The organism is Aeromonas jandaei, from assembly GCF_037890695.1.
GTDB classification, from domain to species: Bacteria; Pseudomonadota; Gammaproteobacteria; order Enterobacterales; family Aeromonadaceae; genus Aeromonas; species Aeromonas jandaei.
The window spans coordinates 2,585,181-2,604,641 of record NZ_CP149571.1 but is presented as its reverse complement, the minus strand read 5'-3'; the positions used below and the strand labels follow the sequence as shown (position 1 = coordinate 2,604,641).

Sequence of the window (19,461 nt, the reverse complement as noted above, 5' to 3'; positions counted from 1 at the left end):
GCGATCACATCCGTATGAGCTGATCCCGGCCATTCCTGACGGGAGATGGAAGGTTGCGAAAGCGGGGGAAGGACGATTTCGCGAGGCGCGCACTCTATCACAACATCGCCTAATCCTTCACCAGATTTCACTAAATGAATGCAAGCTGATTTCCTTCACAACCCGACATTCATCACAAAATATTTATAGCGACCAAATCATTTCAAATAGTTAACCGATAAATGCAATCGAGGCCGTGGCATGGACAAGGGGCCATCAACTCGTTGTAATGACCAACATAATCCGATGGCGGAGCGCCATCACCCTTCGTTGTAACCATTTGCTGTAACAAGAGGCCCTGTTTATGGATAACAGCTCGTATCTGCCCGCTTCAACCTGGTCTGCCCAGCTGCGTGAACAACTGCAGGCGCGGCCACTTACCGCCCTCGGTCTCTTTATCGCGCTGGCTGCCGTCTTGTTGCTGCTGTTGCAGAGTCTCATCATGCTCGCTACCGGCGAGGTGACCAGCGGCGTGCGCTATGGCCTCATCGGTGGTGCCGCCGGGTTTGCAGCCACCGCCATCGGCGCCCTGCCCGCCCTGTTTCTGCGCTCGGTACCGCAAAAGGTAGAGGACACCATGCTGGGCTTTGCCGCCGGCATGATGCTGGCAGCCAGTGCCTTCTCCCTGCTGCTGCCGGGGCTGGAGGCCGCCGAGGGGATCACCGGCAACGGCTTTAGCGCCGCCGCTGTGGTGGTGGTCGGCATGACCCTCGGGGTGCTGTTGATGCTGGGACTGGATCAGTTCACCCCCCACGAGCATGACAAAACCGGCCCCTGCGGCCCCGGCCACGAGAGCTGCTCCCGGGTCTGGCTGTTCGTCTTTGCCATCGCCCTGCACAACCTGCCGGAGGGGATGGCCATTGGGGTGAGCTTCTCCCAGGGTGATATGTCGGTGGGGCTGCCGCTTACCACCGCCATCGCACTACAGGATATTCCGGAAGGATTAGCGGTGGCGCTGGCCATGTGCGCCGCCGGTTTTCGCCCCTCTGTCGCCGTGCTGGTTGCCATCGCCAGCGGCCTGCTCGAACCGGTTGGCGCCCTGCTCGGGGTGGGGCTCTCCAGCGGCCTTGCCATCGCCTACCCCATCGGACTTGGGCTCGCCGCCGGCGCCATGCTGTTTGTGGTCTCGCACGAGGTGATCCCGGAGACCCACCGCAACGGTCACCAGACCTATGCCACTCTCGGCCTGATGGCGGGCTTTGCCCTGATGATGACCCTCGACACCGCGCTCGGCTAAAGGCTCTCTCTCCTCTCTCATCAATGCTTTTTGTCACCCGCGGCGCTCCCATATGGAGCGCCGCGTTTCATCTCTCCTTGCGCTTGCGCCTCTCGGCGCCGACGCCATCTTTTGTTATGATCTACAGCAACTTAAATTCAGCCACACGGCTATCAAGACGAGGTCAGCAATGAAAGTAGGTATTATCGGCGCCATGGAGCAAGAAGTAGCCCTGCTGCGCAGCCAGATGAGCAACCCCACCACCCTGCAACTGGGCGGCTGCGAGTTCTATCAAGGGATGCTGGCAGGCAAAGAGGTGATCCTGACCCGCTCCGGTATCGGTAAGGTCGCCGCCAGCGTGGCCACCAGCCTGCTGCTGGAAAAATTCGCCCCCGACTGCGTCATCAATACCGGCTCTGCGGGTGGCTTTGCCCAGGATCTGCATATCGGTGATGTGGTGATCGCCAGCGAGATGCGTTTCCACGATGTCGACGTGACCGCCTTTGGTTACGAGATGGGCCAGATGGCGCAGCAACCCGCCGCCTTCCCCTGCGACGAGAAACTCATCGCGGTCGCTCAGGATTGCATCGCCGAGCAGGGCAAGCACCAGACCAAGGTCGGCCTTATCTGTACCGGCGATCAGTTCATGTGCAAACCGGACGCCATCTCCAAGGCTCGCACCGACTTCCCGCAGATGCTGGCGGTCGAGATGGAAGGTGCCGCCATCGGTCAAGTGTGCCACATGTTCAAAGTGCCCTATCTGGTGGTACGCGCGATGTCCGATATCGCCGGCAAGGAACAGGTTGAATCCTTCGATGCCTTCATCGAAGTGGCCGGCAAGCACTCCGCCGAAGTGATCATCAAGATGCTCGGCAAGCTGTGATCGAGACCGGTTCGCTTGATTTGATGGCCGGCGCCCTCCTTTCGACGACGGCGGCCATTCTGGTAGGTGCTGCCCTGCTGGAGGCGGTGATCCCGTGGCCATCCCATCTGCGTCTTTCGGCCGTCACGCCCCTGCTGACCCGGCTGGGGCACAAGGTACACAGACCTGATGGTTCGCCCGGCCAGCAAATGCAGGCCGGCCTGCTGGCAATGCTGGTAGTCTGGCTCCCCTGCGCCGCCGGGCTCTGGTCGCTGCGCAATCTGGCCCTGAGCGAGCCGATCTTCGACCTGCTGTTCCTGCTGCTGATGCTCGAATCCCGTCCGCTGCGCGAACTCGCCCATGCCACCCGCTCGCTCGCCACCCAGGAGACCCTGCCGCTGGCGAGATTGCAGGCAGCCCCCTGGCTCAAACGGGAAACCGGCAAACTCTCGGCCATGGGGCTCGCCAAAGCGGTGACGGAAAGCTGCGCCCTGCGTCTGGTCGGCCAATGGGCTGGCCCGCTGCTGGGATTTGCCCTAGCTGGCGTACAGGGCGCCCTGCTCTGGCGGCTGGTGCAGCTGATGAATCAAAGCTGGAGTCGCAAAGATCCCGCCTTCGACCACTTTGGTCGCGCCGCCAGCGCCCTCTATCAGGGGCTCTATGCCTCCGTCATTTTGCTGCTGGGGCTGCCACTGCTGGCAAGCCGTCTCAAACAGGCCGCACAGCTGCTGCGAAGTGGCGCGCTCTGGCCCTATCCCGCCATGGGGATGCTGCTCACTCTGCTGGTAGACAAGTGCCAGATCCGCCTTGGTGGCCCTCGTTACTATCAGGGGGCTCTCCAGCGCTGGCCCGTCATCGGCACTGGTGCTGAGCCAGATAGCGAGACACCGCGCAAGGTACTCAACATTCTGCAAGGGTGCGGCTGGGGCTGGTTGCTACTGGCGCTGGTTGTCACGGTAGCGGGGTTATTTCATGGGTAGAGTGTTGCGCTTGCCTATCTGGCTGCCCTGCGTGCTGCTTGCCTGGTTGCCCGGTGTCCTGCAGGCCGCTACGCCGACCCGGGTGGTGAGTGTTGTTCCTCACCTGACCGAATTGCTCTACGAGATTGGCGCCGGCGACAAACTGGTGGCCATCGATGATGCCTCAGACTATCCCCCCGAGGTCAAAACCAAGCCAAAGGTGGCGAATTATCGCAGCATCAATGTCGAGGCTGTGCTGGCGCAAAAGCCGGATCTCATTCTCGGCTGGCGCTCGGCTCAATCACGGATGCTGGCCCCGTTGGAACAGCTCGGGATCCCGATCTTCTACTCGGAGCCTACCGATTTTGCCTCGCTGGCCAGCGAGATGCGGGCGCTGGGCAAATTACTGGGGGTGGAAAAGAGCGCCAACGAAGCCGCCGATCGCTATCTGGCACGCCTGCATTCCCTGCAACAGCGCTATGGCCAACCAACCGGCGTCAAGGTGTTCTACCAGCTCTGGGCACCCGCCGCTCACCAGCGTGAGCGGCAACGCCTGGCCCGCTCAGGCCATCGAGCTCTGTGGCGGAGTCAACGTCATGAGCAATGCCAGAACACCCTACCCTCAGGTGAATATTGAACAGGTCATCAGGGCCAACCCAGCTCTGATCCTGGCCGGGAGTCAAGATCCTGACGCCCTGCGTCACTGGCAGCAGTGGCCAAACCTTGATGCGGTGAAACATCACCGACTGATGCTGGTCAACTCCGATGAGCTGCACCGATTCACCCCAAGAGCCCTCAATGCGGTGGAAGATATATGCAGGGCAATCAGAAAGTAACAAAAGCCAAAGAGACCAAAACCTAAGTGATGCCCTTGGCTTTAAAACCGTTTTTATGAATTGATCACACTCTTTACAGAAAAAGCTGGTACTTTATTTGCTAGCATATGATTCATCTACTGTTTTTGAGACGAGATGCCCACAATGTTCAACGATAAAACGCTACTCATAACTGGTGGCACTGGCTCGTTTGGCCAGCGATTGGTCAAGACAGTACTGGAACGTTATAAACCCAAACGCCTTATCATCTATTCTCGTGACGAGCTGAAACAGTTCGAGATGCAGCAAGAGTTCGACGATTCCTGCATGCGTTATTTCATTGGGGATGTCAGAGACGCCAACCGCCTTACCATGGCAATGCGTGGAGTGGATTACGTGGTTCATGCAGCCGCACTCAAACAGGTGCCCGCCGCTGAATACAACCCCATGGAGTGCATCAAAACCAATATTCATGGTGCTGAGAACGTCATCCAGGCAGCCTTGCTCAATCAAGTCAAAAAGGTTATCGCCCTCTCAACTGACAAAGCCGCCAACCCGATCAATCTCTATGGCGCCACCAAGCTGGCATCAGACAAACTCTTCGTGGCGGCCAACAATATTGCGGGTCAAGACCCAACCCGTTTTGCAGTCGTTCGGTATGGCAATGTAGTTGGCTCCCGTGGATCTGTTGTTCCCTTCTTCCAAAAGCTGATTGATCAGGGTATTGATGCCTTGCCGATTACCCATGAAGAGATGACTCGCTTCTGGATCACCTTGCAACAAGGGGTGGATTTCGTTCTTGATAATTTTGGACGGATGAAGGGGGGGGAAATATTCGTTCCCAAATTGCCATCTGTTCGCATCACAGATTTGGCCAGTGCCATGGCACCAAACCTGCCACACAAGATCATCGGCATTCGCCCGGGAGAGAAGCTCCATGAAGTGATGTGCCCTGCCGATGACTCTTATCACACCTTTGAATTTGATGACTTCTTCGTGATCGGCCCAACAATCAACTTCAATAATCGCAACAACGACTTCTCCAAGACAGCTGCGGGCGAAAAAGGAAAGATGGTCGATCAGGGATTTGAATACAACTCTCGAAGCAACCCTGACTTTTTCTCCATTGAACAGCTACAGAAGATGAACCAGAGCAAGGTAGCAGAATGACCCCCTACGGCCGTCAATCTATCAGCCAGGCAGATATCGATGCCGTCGTGGAAGTTCTCAAGTCCGACTTCCTGACCCAAGGACCAGTCGTTCCCCGCTTCGAGCAAGCGGTTGCCGACTACTGTGGAGCTAAATTCGGGGTGGCGGTCAATTCAGGTACTGCTGCACTCCATATCGCCTGTCTGGCGCTGGGCGTCGGCCACGGGGATTGGGTCTGGACATCGCCCATCAGCTTCGTTGCATCCGCCAACTGTGCTCTCTATTGCGGTGCACAAGTCGACTTCGTCGACATTGAGCCAGATACCGGCAACATGTGCGCAGTGGAACTGGAGAGGAAGCTGATTGCCGCCAAGGCGGAAGGGAAACTACCCAAGGTGGTCATACCGGTGCACTTTGCCGGCCTCCCCTGCGATATGAAAGAGATCCATCGGTTGGGGCAAGAATATGGCTTTCGGATCATCGAAGATGCCTGTCACGCCCTAGGGGCTCGCTATCACGATGAACCCACCGGCAACGGCCGCTACAGCGACATCACCGTCTTCAGCTTCCACCCGGTGAAGATCATCACCACCGGTGAAGGGGGAATGGCCATGACCAACGCCCCTGCGCTTGCCAAGACGATGCGTATGCTCCGCAGCCACGGTATCACCCGCGAACCGGAAGACTTTATCAATGAGCCGGATGAGTCATTGGTACTATGAGCAGCAGATGCTCGGTTTCAACTACCGCATGACAGACATTCAGGCTGCGATGGGGTTGAGCCAGATGGCCAATCTGGAAACCTGGATCCTTAAGCGCGGAGAACTGGCCCGATACTACTTTGAAAAGCTGGCACCTGAGCTGCTCCCTCGCTACTTCAGCTCAGAGCGCCGTAGCGCCTTTCACCTGTATGTACAGCATGTAGCCCCAGAGCAACGCAAAGCCCGATTCCAGCAACTTCGTGAACAAGGTATAGGGGCTAACGTGCACTATATGCCGATCTACAAACAGCCTTGGCATCAATGCGGGGAACACCTAGCGAAAGCCGAAAAGTTCTATGCCAGTGCCATCACCTTGCCGCTGTTTCCTGAGCTACAGGTCGAGCGACAAGAAGAAATCTGTCGTCTATTGTCTGGTACGGTGGTATAGAGCTAGTTATCGGACTGTATGGAGATGGTATTCACCTGACTGTTGTCCACAAAAGGGAGTGGTCATACGGCTTCAAACCGGATAACAAAACGGTACCCCTACAGTGTCATCTAGAGTCACCGTATGACCACCAACGAGAAAATAGCACGTCGCAAACTCAGCCAGCTAGAGCTCGCCAAAGAGCTCAATAATGTCAGTAAAGCCTACAAACTCATCGGCTACAGCCGTCAGCAGTTCTACGAAATTCGCCGTAATTACCAGACCTATGGTGCAGAGGGATTGCTCGACAAATTGCCCGGCTGTAAAGGGGCTCATCCCAATCTGGTCGCTCCCGAGATTGAACAGGCCATCCTCGATTACTCCCTCACCAGACCAACTCATGGCCCGCTGCGGGTCGCCCAAGAACTGGCTCTGCAAGGCATCAATGTCAGTGCGGGTGGTGTGCGTGGCGTGTGGCAACGGCACGACTTGCTCTCCAAACACGACCGCTTGCTGCGCCTTGAGAAAACTCACCGTGAGCAGACCATTGAGCTCAATGACGAGCAAATTCGCCTGTTAGAGCGCTTTAGCCCCGAGTTTCGCGAACGCCAGATTGAGGTCCACTACACCGGGGAACTGGTTGCGGTCGACACCTTCTTCGTCGGCGCGCTCAAGGGGGTTGGCAAGGTGTATCTGCAAACAGTGCTGGACTGCTATAGCCGCCACGCTTGGGGACGGCTCTACACGAGCAAGCTGCCGGTAACCTCGGTTCATGTGCTCAATGAAACGGTGCTGCCGTTTTTCGAGGCCCACGAGGCACGCGTCTATACCATCCTGTCGGACAACGGCGCGAGTTCTGTGGACGACCTGACCACCATCCCTACGAGCTGTTTCTGCAACTGGAGGGAATTGAACACCGGACAACCAAGGTACGCAGGCCGCAGAGCAACGGCTTTATCGAGCGACTGCATCGCACACTACTGGATGAACACTTCCGCATCAAAGGGAGGACGACCTGGTATGAGTCGGTAGAGCAGATGCAGACAGACCTAGATAGCTACCTGGAGCACTACAACACCAAGCGGCCACATCAAGGCAGGATGATGGAGGGTCAAATCCCCTACAGCATGTTCAAGAAGGGTCTGAAATTGATACCGAAGGAAGTGCGCTCTAAAGTAGCGTAAACAAGACATCGGTTTGAGGCCGGTGTCAGGTGATAACTAGACCTGTACAAACAGGACGACTGCCTAGTTAAACCCGTTTCGCAGTTTGATCAGACCCGCAATCTCATGCTTTGCTCGTTGCTCACACAAACCAAGAGTAAATAGCAGTCAGCTTTACTTTGTGGAGTAAACAATATTTATACCGACTGTGGTTGTGTTCTTCTCTCCACTCGTTTTTTAGGTTAATCTACTATTGTCCTGCTGTTAATCTGACTGTGTTGTTTCTTTTCATGTGAAGATAATATATCGAAAAATCAAGAAACCAATATGATACATTGTCTAAAAAATTTAATATTATAAATTGGATGTATACCCCCCTTTATTACAATAAATTAATTCAGACCGTTTAATATAGGAGTGTTAGGAATTGAATAATAAAGAAGGTGAGATTCTATCTTTGACTGGGCTGCGATTTGTTGCAGCTCTATATGTTTTTATATTTCATATCCACATTCGCTGGCCAATAACATCTAACAATTTTGTTAGCAACATTGTTGGGCAAGGCGCCGTAGGAATGAGTCTGTTTTTTATACTCTCGGGTTTTGTTCTTGCCTATCGGTATGCAGGGCAGTCGTTCACAGTAAGTGAATACTTAAAGAATAGATTTGCTAGAATATATCCTATCTATGTTGTGGCAGCATTAATAACACTACCGTGGCTTGGGTTTGACATCATTGGAATGTCGATAACCGACACATTTAAAGCGATTTGCAAGGTTGTTTTAATTGTTACATCGAATATATTTCTTGTTCAAGCATGGTTTCCTCAATTTTTTGGTTATTGGAATGATGGTGGTAGTTGGTCAATCTCTGTGGAGGCATTCTGTTATTTAATGCTTCCTTTAATGCTTCCATATCTCTTGAGGGCATCAACGAAAAAACTATTTTTAACGATAGCTATATGTTGGGTATGGGCTACATTACCAGGGATTTCTGCTACTCTGTTTGATGCTACGACCAACCCTGTTTTTTATTCTATGCCCATTTTCCGTTTACCTGAGTTTCTCGTCGGGGTGTGTTCTTTTTTGCTAATTCGCCGAGGCTTTATTTATCAGCACGGTGTATTGGCTCAGATTATTGTTATCTTTTTATTTTTGTTTTACCTTGGTTTTGTTGGGTCAAGGATGTCTAATTATGTTGGTCATAATTGGATTGTAATTCCTGTAGTAGCCTTTATGATCTTTTCATTATCAAACAACAAAGGGATTATATCTTTAATTTTGTCTTCTCGTATTTTTGTTTGGCTAGGCAAAATAAGCTATTGTTTTTATTCTTTTCAAGTATTTATTCTCTTGTTCATGACTACCTATCACGCCAAGTTGGTGGAGATAATCCCAGTCCTTTCCAATAATATTGTTTTAATGGTGGTATCATTTTTTGTGTTAGTGGCGATGTCTGCTGCAGGATATTATTTGATTGAAGAGCCAGCTCGCAAATTCATTAGAATGAAGGGTAGGCGCGTTGAAATGGCAGCATCTCAGCTTTGACCGATATTGCTAGATGATTTCAGGCTGTTCATTAAACTGTTAATATAAGTAAAAGCCCGTTTGGGCTTTTACTTTCTTGACTCACATGTTAGCAGTTATAATAGCCGAGAGAGATTAAAATTAACTATCTCTTCACCAAAGGAATACGAACTGCCGGAATAGTTCCATGTTATCGAGCGTATAACTGTAGCCTCGCCTATACCGTCAGACCTGACAGTTATTGTTATTCAATGAAGGATGCCATACGTCTGCGGCACGGAATTCCAGCTTGTTACGCTCCACGAAGACCTTTCAGCACGAGCTGCCGCCCCTCCGGCCTCAGTGACCCCATCAGGAGCTGAGCTCGTGGGAGAAAACCATCAAGGGGCTGGATAACAAACTGGGAGACCTGATGGCGTGAAACTCGCGACCAACCTCACCCTGGGCGGCCAACCGGCTAATCTCATCGACCACGATATCGTGCTGGATCTCTGCGCGGGCGGCCGCGCAGCCCTCACCATCGAGGGGAGCGCGGAGAAGGGGCAAACCCTGACCGTGGATCTTGGCTACAACGGCGAGCTGCGGCGCTGGTTTATCGGATACGTGTATGACGTGCAGCCCGCCAGCAAGCTGCTGTGCCGCGAGTTGGCCGGTATATTAGGGAGCTCATTTCCAATCAGCCTGCAGCAGGCCACCCTGCGCGGTCTGCTGGCCTGGTTGAGCGACCAGACCCAGCTCACCTTTTTGCTGCCGGATGGGACCGACTATACCGACAAGCCGATCCCCAACTTCACCAGCGCTGGTACCGGCTATCAGTTGCTGAACAACGCGGGTCGCGCCTTCGCAGTGCCGGACTTCATCTGGCATCAGCAATCGGATGGCACCATCTTCGTGGGCACTCATGCCCATAGCCGTTGAGCGGATAGGCCAGTGGAGCTGGATCCGGCTTTCTCTGGCCGCCAGGCGGGAAACACCACCACCACCGCGCCGATCCCGGCCATGCGCCCAGGCGCACTCGTCAACGGCAAGCGGATGGTTAGGGTACGCCTCAAGGGCGACGAGATGGCCCTCACTACGGCAACACCCGGTAAAAAGGTGAAGTCGCCGGAGCGGCGCAAGATGGAGGGCGAATTCCCGGAACTGGCCTACCAGATGCACCTACCCAAGTTCGGGCGAGTCGAGGCCATCAGTGACAACGCGGCAGCTGGCCAGCTCAATGATCCGTTTCGCCCACGCTATGCGGTGGACGTGCAACTGCTGGGGTAAGATGGCCAGCCGGACAAGACCGCCCCACTCTATCGCGCCGTGCCGCTGCCGGTAATGTTCGGCGGGCCTGAGCAGGGACTGCTGCAGTTCCCCGTTGAGGGGACCGTCGTCGAGCTGGGGTTTGCCTTCGGCCGCGCTGACAGGCCATTTATTCGCACCGTACTGAGCTCGGGCTGGCCGCTGCCGGACATCACTCTGGGCGAACAGCTCCAGCTGCTGCGGGTCGAAGTGTTCAGCCGCACCGATGCCGTGGGCAACCAGCGCCGCCATACCGACCGCACCCAGCATGTATCGAGATGGTATTCACCTGACAGTTGCCCACAAAAGGGAGTGGTCATACGGCTTCAAACCGGATAACAAAACGGTACCCCTACCGTGTTATCTGGAGTCACCGTATGACCACCAACGAGAAAGTAGCACGTCGCAAACTCAGCCTGCTAGAGCTCGCCAAATTGCCCGGCTGTAAAGGGGCTCATCCCAATCGGGTCGCTCCCGAGATTGAACAGGCCATCCTCGATTACTCCCTCATCAGGCCAACCCATGGCCCGCTGCGGGTCGCCCAAGAACTTGCTCTGCAGGGCATCAATGTCAGTGCGGGTGGTGTGCGTGGCGTGTGGCAACGGCATGACATGCTCTCCAAACACGACCGCTTGTTGCGCCTCGAGAAAACCCACCGGGAGCAGACCATTGAGCTCAATGACGAGCAAATTCGCCTGTTAGAGCGCTTCAGCCCCAAGTTTCGCGAACGCCAGATTGAGGTTCACTACACCGGGGAGCTGGTGTCGGTCGACACCTTCTTCGTCGGCACGCTCAAGGGGGTTGGCAAGGTGTATCTGCAAACCGTGCAGGACTGCTACAGTCGCCACGCCTGGGGACGGCTCTACACCAGCAAGCTGCCGGTGACCTCGGTTCATGCGCTCAATGAAACGGTGCTGCCGTTTTTCGAGGCCCACGAGGCACGCATCTATACCATCCTGTCGGATAACGGGCGCGAGTTCTGTGGATGCCCAGACCATCATCCCTACGAGCTGTTCCTGCAACTGGAGGAGATTGAGCACCGGACAACCAAGGTACGCAGGCCGCAGAGTAACGGCTTTATCGAGCGACTGCATCGCACACTGCTGGATGAACACTTCCGTATCAAGGGGAGAACGACCTGGTATGAATCGGTAGAGCAGATGCAGACAGACCTGGATAGCTACCTGGAGCACTACAACACCCAGCGGCCACATCAAGACAGGATGATGAAGGGGCAGACGCCTTACAGCATGTTCAAGAAGGGCCTGAAATTGATACCGAAGGAAGTGCGCACTAAAGTAGCGTAAACAAGACACCGGTTTGAAGCCGGTGTCAGGTGATAACTAGATCTGTACACAACTATTTAATCCGTTTTAGAAAACCATCTGGCGCTACGGTAATCTGCAGCTTGGCAGGTATTGCAGTATCGATGACAAATTGATCATGCTCATTAATATATTGCCACACGGCAGTCTTAGGGTTGTTACCTTTACCCCAGAGGCGTCCTTGGCAGAATTCATCTGGCATATGCTCAATAACCGAATCAAAAACAACACAGTAACTACCTTTTGATACCAATGGAGCATAGGCCTCTAACTCGGCCAATACATGCTCGTGAGTGTGATTGCTGTCAAGGCACACAAGAATACGTTCATAAGAACGTGACAACGTTTTGACCTTTTCGACCACTTCAGGTGCGATACTAGAACCCTGAATCATTTCAATGCGTGAACGCATGGGATGAGCATCAATAACCTCACGATTATGAACTCGAATATCAATATCAATACCAATAACCTTACGCTTTGATATCCTTGGGTCAATCATCTTCCCCGCCTGTATAGCATCACACATATCCAGATGTGCCAACATGGATGCGCTGAAAACCAGTGAGCCACCATGTGCAATCCCTGTTTCGATAATTAAATCTGGCCTGACCTCCCAGATTATTTCTTGCATCGCAACTATATCTTGAGGATATTGGATAATGGGTCGCCCCATCCATTGAAAATTATAGGTATATGAGCCAACTCGAGCCACCTCAAGCATCCAGTGTAGAGATGTATCAAACAGTTCACTATCCTGTTCTAGTCGTTGAATATTTTCTGCTACTTGCATTTTGAATTTTACTCTCGGATCCATGAATGACTCCTGTCATCTTTCAATATTTAAAAAATCTATTCGGCCACCAATTTGCGCTCCAAGACGCAGATTTTCATAGCAAAATGCTTCTAGTCCAAAGTTTTTCATTGCCAAGATAGTACGATCCAGATCATATTCTAGCCGTCGTAAGCGGACGCATTTTCCATCAAATAACGCATAACCAGTGCGCCAATCTCCATCTCGAGGTTGTCCAACCGAACCAGGATTACAATAGCAACCATTATCAAAATACACTAACGACTGTACATGGGTATGACCTGAAAAAAGCCATCGTTTTCCTACTGGAATTAGGTCACGGTGCAATTGATACAGATACTGATCCTGTAGGTCATCTGGACCACCATGTACCATTAGAACATCCTCAAATTCGATTTTATTGACCGAATTTTCCAACCATGCAAGATGCCGGTCACCTAAACTACTTTTTTGCATGGCAATAATTTGACTCACCACTCTTGAACGTGGACAATTCTCATTATTAATGATATAGCGGTCGTGATTCCCCAAAATATTGATTGCTGACAATTCTTTTAATAAATCTATACATTCTGGAACTTGAGCCCCATAACCTGCAACATCCCCCAGAGAAATAAATTCTGTTGCTCCTTGTGACTGAGCGTCTTCGACAACGGCCTCAAGCGCAGGAAAATTACCATGAATATCAGTCAATATTGCTATCATATTCGACTCTATCTGCAAAATAACGCCAACCTATTCCTTTACGAATAGTAGGCATATCAGGATTAATACCATTACAATAATATTTTATAGACATGTCTGCTTCGTTGAAGCCAAAGGCAGTTCTCAAAGAGTTACTACTCGAGAAACGGGGATTTATTTCCAATAGGTATGCTTTTCCATCTGATATCCTGAATTGAAAATTAGTGGGACCTTCTGGCTGATAATATACACAAAGCTTTCTGATAACATCATCCATAACTGGAATTTCTTCAACCACTTCCGCCTGCTGTGTACAACCAGCACTGGCTAATCTACGCAAGAAACGGATTGGTCCAATATAATGACCGTCTCCAAAACCAAATATTCCTACGGTATATTCTTGCTCATCAGATCCGACAAATTTTTGTAACATCCACTCTGAATCACACTTTGCAGAAAAATAATTAAAGTCTAACTCATCTTCAATGAGGTGAATTCCCTTAGATCCACTTCCCTCAAGAGGTTTTAAAATAAAAGGTGGGGCCCCAAGGGTGTAGATAGCCGTTATCCAACTGTCAGGACAGCAACTTGGAATAACTTCGATGTCCAACTGAGAAATGTCCTGATGAAATAACCATTTATTAGTTGTTGCCTGCAATAGTTTTGGAGAATTTAGAGCGACAGATACTCTTAATGTATAAAATAATTCTCTATTCATATTGAAAAAACGAATATCTGCATCCACACTGGGAAAAATTAACTTTACTTGATGTCGTGAAACTAGTTCAATCCAAAAATCTAAATAACTTTGGCTAGCCTCATCACATTCTGGCTTTGACTCAAACTCATCAACTATTTGTCTGGAGGAACAACGTGGATTTTTATCAACCCCCACAATTTTAATGCCCGAGCCAATATTTCTTAGACTGGAGATGATCCCCTGGCCTATAATAGCACCAATGCCTGTAACAATAATAGTTAATTCATGATTCATGACACGTCCATTGGCCAAAAGGCGGTAGCAGTTTTTGCATATTTAATTCTATCAAAGCTATCTAGAATAGAAATCCTAGGAAAATATCCCAATCTATTGTAAAGGGTAAAATCTTCACTGAATTTCACTAATCTAAATGGTTTTTTTGAAGGGTCTAGGGTTACCCTTCCCCCAACATTAAATGCTGAATATGCTCGTAATGCCAATGTAGACATATCAATAGATATCTGAGCACAAGCTGGATAAATACCAGACAGTCGGCTTTCTGCTGCCAGCAACATCAAGGTAGCCGCGTCTTCGACATGCAAAAAATTTCTAGGCCCCAGAGAAACTGGCATATTCAGATCCATCCCCCTAGAGGCATATGCAATGATACGCCCCACCCAAGGCTGATGAACACAACATAGCCCCTCATCATCCCAGAGTTGAGTCAAGCGCAGTGAACAAAAACTCCCCCCCAGTTGACACATTCCCAATTGTAACCACTGCTCAGCCTGAGCTTTAGACAATGTATAGCTATTAGGTTGTTGCCCCGCCTCTAACAACTCAAAATCAGAGCCAATTGTCCCAGCATAAACAAGCGAACAAACCCCCGCAGCCTGAGCCAACTTCAAAACCTGATGGCAAGCAGCAACATTAACAGAAATGTTCTGCCCAATCCCCTCTAAGGAATCATCTGAGAAACTGGCAGCACAATGAAATAACACATCAGCTTTGAAACCTGTGGGCAATTCAATGTCTCGCGGAGCACCCAACTCGAGCCAAAAATCATCTTCTTGACCTCTTCCAACTAGCCATACCTGATGCCCACGGGCTTCAAGTAATTTCCTTAACTTGAGACCCAGCATTGAACGGCCCCCCAGTACAATACACTTCATATAATTGTCAGTTCCAACATTATCCCTACACATAATTCAGGAAAGTCAACACCGACTTTCAACATTGCCTGCAAGTTGTCTTCAAAGTTATCGAGAGTTTTAAGAGTGCTTAATGGAAGGGGTTTTAAATATATCCCCTCTTGATAGGTAACTTTATAGCCAGCATGAGTAACCGCCAGTGTGAGTGTGTCCAAGCAATATTGACGAAGATGTCCTAATGCCAAATCATTTTCATTCAGTGAATAGATATCATCAATTATTCCGAGTGCAAGCCCAAACCTGCGATTAAGCGACTTGGCATTAGGTACCGCAATATACAACCTTCCATTTGACTTCAACATATTGCGATACTTTTTCAGTATCAGATGTGGGTCATCTACATGTTCAAGAATAAACCCCATCACTATGACGTCATAATTTTCATCTGACTGAAAATCTTCAAAGTACGATTCAATAACACAACCTGTAAAATCAGGATTATTAGCTTTGAATTGTTTAATAACTACTGATGAGCCGTCCAACACAGTGTAACTATCACTGTGCTCGTTAAATATCTTAGCAGTATGGCCATGCCCTAGACCTAATTCAAGAAGCCGTTCTACATGACCACTTCGCCGAATAACTCTATGGGGGTACCAATTCAAAATGAGATCATTTTCAATACTTGTTACTGAGTTTGGATTATACTCTCCTGATACTAGATTCAAATCTCTTTTCATATTACTTTTGCTCCCAAGAGTAGTATTAACTAAATGCTCGCCACGAAATTTTCCTTGCAGGTAAGAGCGTTACAGCTTCAGGTCCCAGATGGGCAATGGCATCAAGCGCCGTAACATAAGGTGTAAAATCACCAAACTGTTGCGGGTATGGAGTCAATACATAATCGATATAATTGACCTGCAAGCCATTTTTTTCAAATTGCTCATGAAATAAATAATGTTTTGCTCCATGGCCAGTTAAATATTCGCTAGCATGGAGATGCTGGCAGATTTTAATAAGTCGATCACTACTTTTCCCATCAATATTGAGTGACGATGAACAGGAAAATTGTCGTTTTTCTGTCTCAAGCCCCAAATACTGACACATAATTTTGGTTGAAACGATGGCTAGATCACTCAGCGAGTCTGACTGCCTAGAAAACACACTTTGCACAATGTCCATCACATCAGCGCCATAGCGCGTTTGACTAAATGCCTGTTGAAGCATATTAAGATGTTGAGATTGCCAAGGCTTTGTGTTGTCTATCTGTACATCACTGATACGCGCGCCACGATGCCACTTCATCAATGGTACGGTCAACCACACTATGCCATGCTTATTTTTTAGCTGTACCCTATTGAAAAAACCACGAGTGAATTGAACGTCGTCATAAAAAACAAAGGCATTAGAGTAATTTATTTGTTGAAACAAACCGATCCAGGGGAAATACATTGGTTGAGAAATGACTACCGTATAACCATTATTATTGCACACGACAAACCTCACCGTGTAACTTAACAATCACTTGAATAACCTGATCCATTTGCGCAGGAGTAATATCATGATAGCTCGGGAGGTTAATGCTTCTAGCGGCAATATCTTTTGCTAGTGGTTTTCCTTCTGCACCACTAAATACCGGCAGTTGTGATAACGGCCAGAAAAAAACTCTGGCATCAATGTTGGCACTGCTGAATTCAGAAATCAGATGTTCACGAGTGATGCCTAAGTCCCGTTCAAATATAACAGTTGGCATCCAAGCACCATTAACGCCATCAAGAGGCTCAGGATTCATCGACAGTCCTCTCAGGGGAAGCAATGCTTGGCGATAATACTGCAAAATTTGTCTCTTTCGACAAATCAATTCTTCAACCCGAGCCATCTGACCACAACCGATCGCCGCCTGAATATTCGACATCTTGTATTTATATCCCACAGTCTCTGGCCAGAACTGGCGAGTCTGTCCACGTGCTCGACCGTGGTTGCTCAATGTTAACACCCGTTCATAGAGGTCGTCATCATTGGTAACAAACATGCCACCTTCACCGGTTGTCATTGTTTTGGTTCCATGAAATGAAAAAGCACCAAAGCGCCCGATAGAACCAGCTCGCTGGCCATGATATATAGAACCAATCGCTTCTGCTGCATCTTCAATTACAGGAATCCTGTAGCGTTTACCAATCTCAAGCAATTGCGTCATATGGCAGAGGTTGCCATAGAGATGTACTGCAAGAATGGCCTTGGTACGTGGCGTAATTGCAGCCTCAACCAAGTCAGGATCCAGACACCAGGAGTCGGGTAATATATCCACAAAAACAGGTTTCGCCCCCAAATGGATTACGGGGGCAACGCTGGCAATCCAGTTACTGTCAGCCAATATCACTTCATCACCAGCACCGATGCCTAGCGCAGCCATCCCCATATGCAGGGCACCGGTACCGCTTGACGTGGCGATCACGTATTTCACACCCAGATGCTCACGGAAAAGCCGTTCAAAACGGTCAATATATTCATAACAACGCTCTCCCCAGCCGTTGGTCGCCGCATCAGTGGCGTAGCCAATTTCTAGCTCGGTGATAGATGGTTTGGTATATAAGATACGCTCACTCATAGGATCTCCAAACGCGGAACCGCGACGACGAAACGAGTTCCTGCGGCCCTCAGAGGCGCCAGTTGGCGGCTGATTTCATCAGCCAAATTCCAAGGTAAAATCAGGACAAAATCAGGGGGATTAGCCATCAGTACTTCCGGCGGCAAGATTGGAATATGGCTCCCAGGCATAAATCGCCCCTGTTTTGAACAGGCAGCATCACAGATATAAGGCAGCAGATCGGGACGAACACCGGCATAGTTCAACAAAGTATTGCCTTTAGCGGCTGCACCATAGGCAACCACCGTCTGCCCCGCTTGATGCTGTGTTAATAAGAATGAAAGTAGTGAATTTTTGACTCTGTCCGCCTGTGCTTGGAACTTCAGATAGATGTTCAACTGATGTAATCCAGCCACGGCCTCCTGATGCAAGCACTCTGCGACAGCCACAGTATCCGGTCGTTGTTCATCGGCATGACAGGCAAATACCCGTAAGCTTCCGCCATGGGTCGCCAGTGACTCCACGTGGAACACTCTCAGGCCAACCGAAGCCAAAATCCGTAGCACAGTCTGCAGCGACAGATACGAAAAATGCTCGTGATAAACTGTATCGAACTGAACCTGCCGCAATAATTGCAGCAGATGAGGAAACTCCAGCGTCAAAGTTCCACCTGGATTAAGCAGACATTTCAAGCCACGACAAAAATCATTGATATCCGGCACATGGGCGAGAACATTATTACCGATCAGTAGATCCGCCCCTTGTCCTTTTCCTCTCATTTGTTGAGCTAACTCGGAACTAAAAAACTCCCGGATAATCGGAATATCCAGCAATTCAGCAGAAGCGGCAGTACCAGCGGTAGGTTCCACTCCCAGGCAAGGAATCTCTGCAGCTACAAAGTTCTTCAGCAAATACCCATCGTTGGCAGCAATCTCAACCACATGACTCGTGGACGTCAGAGACAACTCGTCAATCATGCGCGCACAATAACGGGCGGCATGAGCTAACCAGCTGGTCGATGTACTTGAAAAATATGCATAATCTGCACAAAAAAGCTGATCTGCCGAAGCAAAATCCTCCGTTTGTACCAGCCAACACTGGTCACACACTCGCAAGCGCAAGGGGTAGGTTACTTCTGGTCGGGAGAGATCGGTGGCAGACAGATAGGCATTCGATGGCGGAGCAAAGCCCAGATCGAGAAAACGATGAACCAGCGGGGTACCGCAGTGTCGGCATCTCATCGAATTAACACTCCTTGAAAACTGTCGTTTAATGCAGAATGCTGGCGATCACGTGCGGAAATTTCTGTTATCGGCATCGGCCATGAAATCTGAAGATACGGATCCAATGGATAGAGTCCTCCTTCTGCAACTGCAACATAGGCTGCCGAATGACAATAAAGCATTTCGACTTCATCACTCAGGGTCTGAAAACCGTGCGCAAATCCTTCTGGAATCAGCAAAGAACGGAGGTTCTCATCCGAAAGTTCCTCCGCATGCCACATCAGAAAAGTCGGTGAATCAGCCCGAATGTCGACAATTACGTCCCAAACCCGCCCCCGAATACAGGTCACCAACTTTTTCTCGGCATGCGGTGGATATTGGAAATGGAGCCCACGGACAGTGCCACAGCGGGACGTACATGTCAGATTGACCTGTGCCACGCATGCCCCCCAACCCAGAACAGACAGATCTTCGACACAGAAGAGTCTGCTCAAAGCACCGCGTGAGTCAGCATGCACTTCGCGCTGCAACAATCTGGCACCAAGTAATGGTTCGGACAATAGGGTAAAACGACTCATGGCTGAGCCTCGTAGGCTTTAATTTGTTGCTCACACAAATCTCGGGCCCCCGCCCCCTGATACCAATCGCGATACCAAGACATGGTCTTCTCAACGGCCTGTGACAATGGCCACCGAGGTGAAATGTTCAAAGTATGCCGCGCCTTGGCTGTCTCCAGCGCCAACCAACTGGTCTCATGAGGGCCAGGTTCACCCACCAAACGCCAAGCCTTCTGATTGAGCCCATAACTAAAAGCCGCCAAATCCACCACCTGCGCCA

At 50.3% G+C, this 19,461-nt stretch carries 15 protein-coding genes and 4 pseudogenes; 10 read left to right on the top strand and 9 right to left on the bottom strand.

What is annotated here, in order from left to right:
- Positions 1 to 343 precede the first annotated feature (343 nt).
- From WE862_RS12420 to WE862_RS12375, 10 genes and pseudogenes are all read left to right on the top strand, one after another.
- The gene (locus tag WE862_RS12420; RefSeq protein ID WP_019446013.1) at positions 344 to 1,276 is read left to right on the top strand and encodes a ZIP family metal transporter; all 933 of its coding nucleotides are present in this window, start codon (positions 344 to 346) and stop codon (positions 1,274 to 1,276) included.
- 169 nt (positions 1,277 to 1,445) lie between these two features.
- The gene (mtnN, locus tag WE862_RS12415; protein ID WP_033116034.1) at positions 1,446 to 2,138 is read left to right on the top strand and encodes a 5'-methylthioadenosine/S-adenosylhomocysteine nucleosidase; all 693 of its coding nucleotides are present in this window, start codon (positions 1,446 to 1,448) and stop codon (positions 2,136 to 2,138) included.
- The gene (locus WE862_RS12410; RefSeq protein ID WP_042030007.1) at positions 2,135 to 3,097 is read left to right on the top strand and encodes a cobalamin biosynthesis protein CobD/CbiB; all 963 of its coding nucleotides are present in this window, start codon (positions 2,135 to 2,137) and stop codon (positions 3,095 to 3,097) included. The genes mtnN and WE862_RS12410 overlap by 4 nt, the downstream gene beginning before the upstream one ends.
- Positions 3,090 to 3,912, top strand: a pseudogene (locus WE862_RS12405) (cobalamin-binding protein). The gene WE862_RS12410 and the pseudogene WE862_RS12405 overlap by 8 nt, the downstream one beginning before the upstream one ends.
- Before the next feature lie 144 nt (positions 3,913 to 4,056).
- A complete protein-coding gene (pseB, locus tag WE862_RS12400) occupies positions 4,057 to 5,061 on the top strand; it encodes a UDP-N-acetylglucosamine 4,6-dehydratase (inverting) (protein WP_042030009.1) in 1,005 nt (334 codons plus the stop codon).
- A pseudogene (gene pseC, locus WE862_RS12395) lies at positions 5,058 to 6,189 on the top strand (UDP-4-amino-4,6-dideoxy-N-acetyl-beta-L-altrosamine transaminase). Before pseB ends, pseC begins: the two are co-directional and overlap by 4 nt.
- A gap of 123 nt (positions 6,190 to 6,312) precedes the next feature.
- Positions 6,313 to 7,352: pseudogene (locus WE862_RS12390) on the top strand (IS481 family transposase).
- A 406-nt stretch (positions 7,353 to 7,758) separates the two neighbouring features.
- On the top strand, positions 7,759 to 8,877 hold the full coding sequence (locus tag WE862_RS12385; RefSeq protein WP_082035415.1) for an acyltransferase family protein: 1,119 nt from the start codon (positions 7,759 to 7,761) through the stop codon (positions 8,875 to 8,877).
- A gap of 396 nt (positions 8,878 to 9,273) precedes the next feature.
- Positions 9,274 to 10,410 (top strand): annotated as a pseudogene (locus tag WE862_RS12380) (hypothetical protein); the annotation flags it as partial.
- 107 nt (positions 10,411 to 10,517) lie between these two features.
- A complete protein-coding gene (locus tag WE862_RS12375; protein WP_198493508.1) occupies positions 10,518 to 11,447 on the top strand; it encodes an integrase core domain-containing protein in 930 nt (309 codons plus the stop codon).
- Positions 11,448 to 11,499: 52 nt separating this feature from the next.
- On the opposite strand, the gene WE862_RS12370 is transcribed toward WE862_RS12375, so the two are convergent.
- The 9 genes from WE862_RS12370 to WE862_RS12330 are packed head-to-tail and all read right to left on the bottom strand — an operon-like array spanning position 11,500 to position 19,202.
- The gene (locus WE862_RS12370; protein ID WP_042033478.1) at positions 11,500 to 12,282 is read right to left on the bottom strand and encodes a cephalosporin hydroxylase family protein; all 783 of its coding nucleotides are present in this window, start codon (positions 12,280 to 12,282) and stop codon (positions 11,500 to 11,502) included.
- Positions 12,283 to 12,294: 12 nt separating this feature from the next.
- The gene (locus WE862_RS12365) at positions 12,295 to 12,984 is read right to left on the bottom strand and encodes a metallophosphoesterase family protein (RefSeq protein WP_082035545.1); all 690 of its coding nucleotides are present in this window, start codon (positions 12,982 to 12,984) and stop codon (positions 12,295 to 12,297) included.
- The gene (locus WE862_RS12360; protein WP_082035544.1) at positions 12,965 to 13,957 is read right to left on the bottom strand and encodes an ATP-grasp domain-containing protein; all 993 of its coding nucleotides are present in this window, start codon (positions 13,955 to 13,957) and stop codon (positions 12,965 to 12,967) included. The genes WE862_RS12365 and WE862_RS12360 overlap by 20 nt, the downstream gene beginning before the upstream one ends.
- Positions 13,954 to 14,835, bottom strand: a complete 882-nt coding sequence (locus WE862_RS12355; protein ID WP_225628413.1) for an NAD-dependent epimerase/dehydratase family protein — start codon at positions 14,833 to 14,835, stop codon at positions 13,954 to 13,956. Before WE862_RS12355 ends, WE862_RS12360 begins: the two co-directional genes overlap by 4 nt.
- Positions 14,832 to 15,554: a class I SAM-dependent methyltransferase gene (locus WE862_RS12350; RefSeq protein ID WP_042033477.1), complete on the bottom strand. Its 723-nt coding sequence runs from the start codon at positions 15,552 to 15,554 to the stop codon at positions 14,832 to 14,834. The genes WE862_RS12355 and WE862_RS12350 overlap by 4 nt, the downstream gene beginning before the upstream one ends.
- A gap of 25 nt (positions 15,555 to 15,579) precedes the next feature.
- Positions 15,580 to 16,308, bottom strand: coding sequence for a WbqC family protein (locus tag WE862_RS12345; RefSeq protein WP_156128828.1), 729 nt, complete (start codon positions 16,306 to 16,308; stop codon positions 15,580 to 15,582).
- Positions 16,298 to 17,422, bottom strand: coding sequence for a DegT/DnrJ/EryC1/StrS family aminotransferase (locus WE862_RS12340; RefSeq protein ID WP_042033476.1), 1,125 nt, complete (start codon positions 17,420 to 17,422; stop codon positions 16,298 to 16,300). Before WE862_RS12340 ends, WE862_RS12345 begins: the two co-directional genes overlap by 11 nt.
- Positions 17,419 to 18,642, bottom strand: coding sequence for a class I SAM-dependent methyltransferase (locus WE862_RS12335; RefSeq protein ID WP_052448147.1), 1,224 nt, complete (start codon positions 18,640 to 18,642; stop codon positions 17,419 to 17,421). The genes WE862_RS12340 and WE862_RS12335 overlap by 4 nt, the downstream gene beginning before the upstream one ends.
- The gene (locus WE862_RS12330) at positions 18,639 to 19,202 is read right to left on the bottom strand and encodes a dTDP-4-dehydrorhamnose 3,5-epimerase family protein (protein WP_082035541.1); all 564 of its coding nucleotides are present in this window, start codon (positions 19,200 to 19,202) and stop codon (positions 18,639 to 18,641) included. The genes WE862_RS12335 and WE862_RS12330 overlap by 4 nt, the downstream gene beginning before the upstream one ends.
- Positions 19,203 to 19,461: the final 259 nt, after the last annotated feature.

Bases quoted from the DNA above. Each gene is read 5' to 3' on its own strand.
- mtnN (WP_033116034.1), top strand. From the start codon at position 1,446: ATGAAAGTAGGTATTATCGGCGCCATGGAGCAAGAAGTAGCCCTGCTG.
- WE862_RS12330 (WP_082035541.1), bottom strand. From the start codon at position 19,202: ATGAGTCGTTTTACCCTATTGTCCGAACCATTACTTGGTGCCAGATTG.
- WE862_RS12350 (WP_042033477.1), bottom strand. From the start codon at position 15,554: ATGAAAAGAGATTTGAATCTAGTATCAGGAGAGTATAATCCAAACTCA.
- WE862_RS12340 (WP_042033476.1), bottom strand. From the start codon at position 17,422: ATGAGTGAGCGTATCTTATATACCAAACCATCTATCACCGAGCTAGAA.
- WE862_RS12375 (WP_198493508.1), top strand. From the start codon at position 10,518: ATGACCACCAACGAGAAAGTAGCACGTCGCAAACTCAGCCTGCTAGAG.
- WE862_RS12370 (WP_042033478.1), bottom strand. From the start codon at position 12,282: ATGGATCCGAGAGTAAAATTCAAAATGCAAGTAGCAGAAAATATTCAA.
- pseB (WP_042030009.1), top strand. From the start codon at position 4,057: ATGTTCAACGATAAAACGCTACTCATAACTGGTGGCACTGGCTCGTTT.
- WE862_RS12355 (WP_225628413.1), bottom strand. From the start codon at position 14,835: ATGAAGTGTATTGTACTGGGGGGCCGTTCAATGCTGGGTCTCAAGTTA.
- WE862_RS12360 (WP_082035544.1), bottom strand. From the start codon at position 13,957: ATGAATCATGAATTAACTATTATTGTTACAGGCATTGGTGCTATTATA.
- WE862_RS12335 (WP_052448147.1), bottom strand. From the start codon at position 18,642: ATGAGATGCCGACACTGCGGTACCCCGCTGGTTCATCGTTTTCTCGAT.
- WE862_RS12420 (WP_019446013.1), top strand. From the start codon at position 344: ATGGATAACAGCTCGTATCTGCCCGCTTCAACCTGGTCTGCCCAGCTG.
- WE862_RS12365 (WP_082035545.1), bottom strand. From the start codon at position 12,984: ATGATAGCAATATTGACTGATATTCATGGTAATTTTCCTGCGCTTGAG.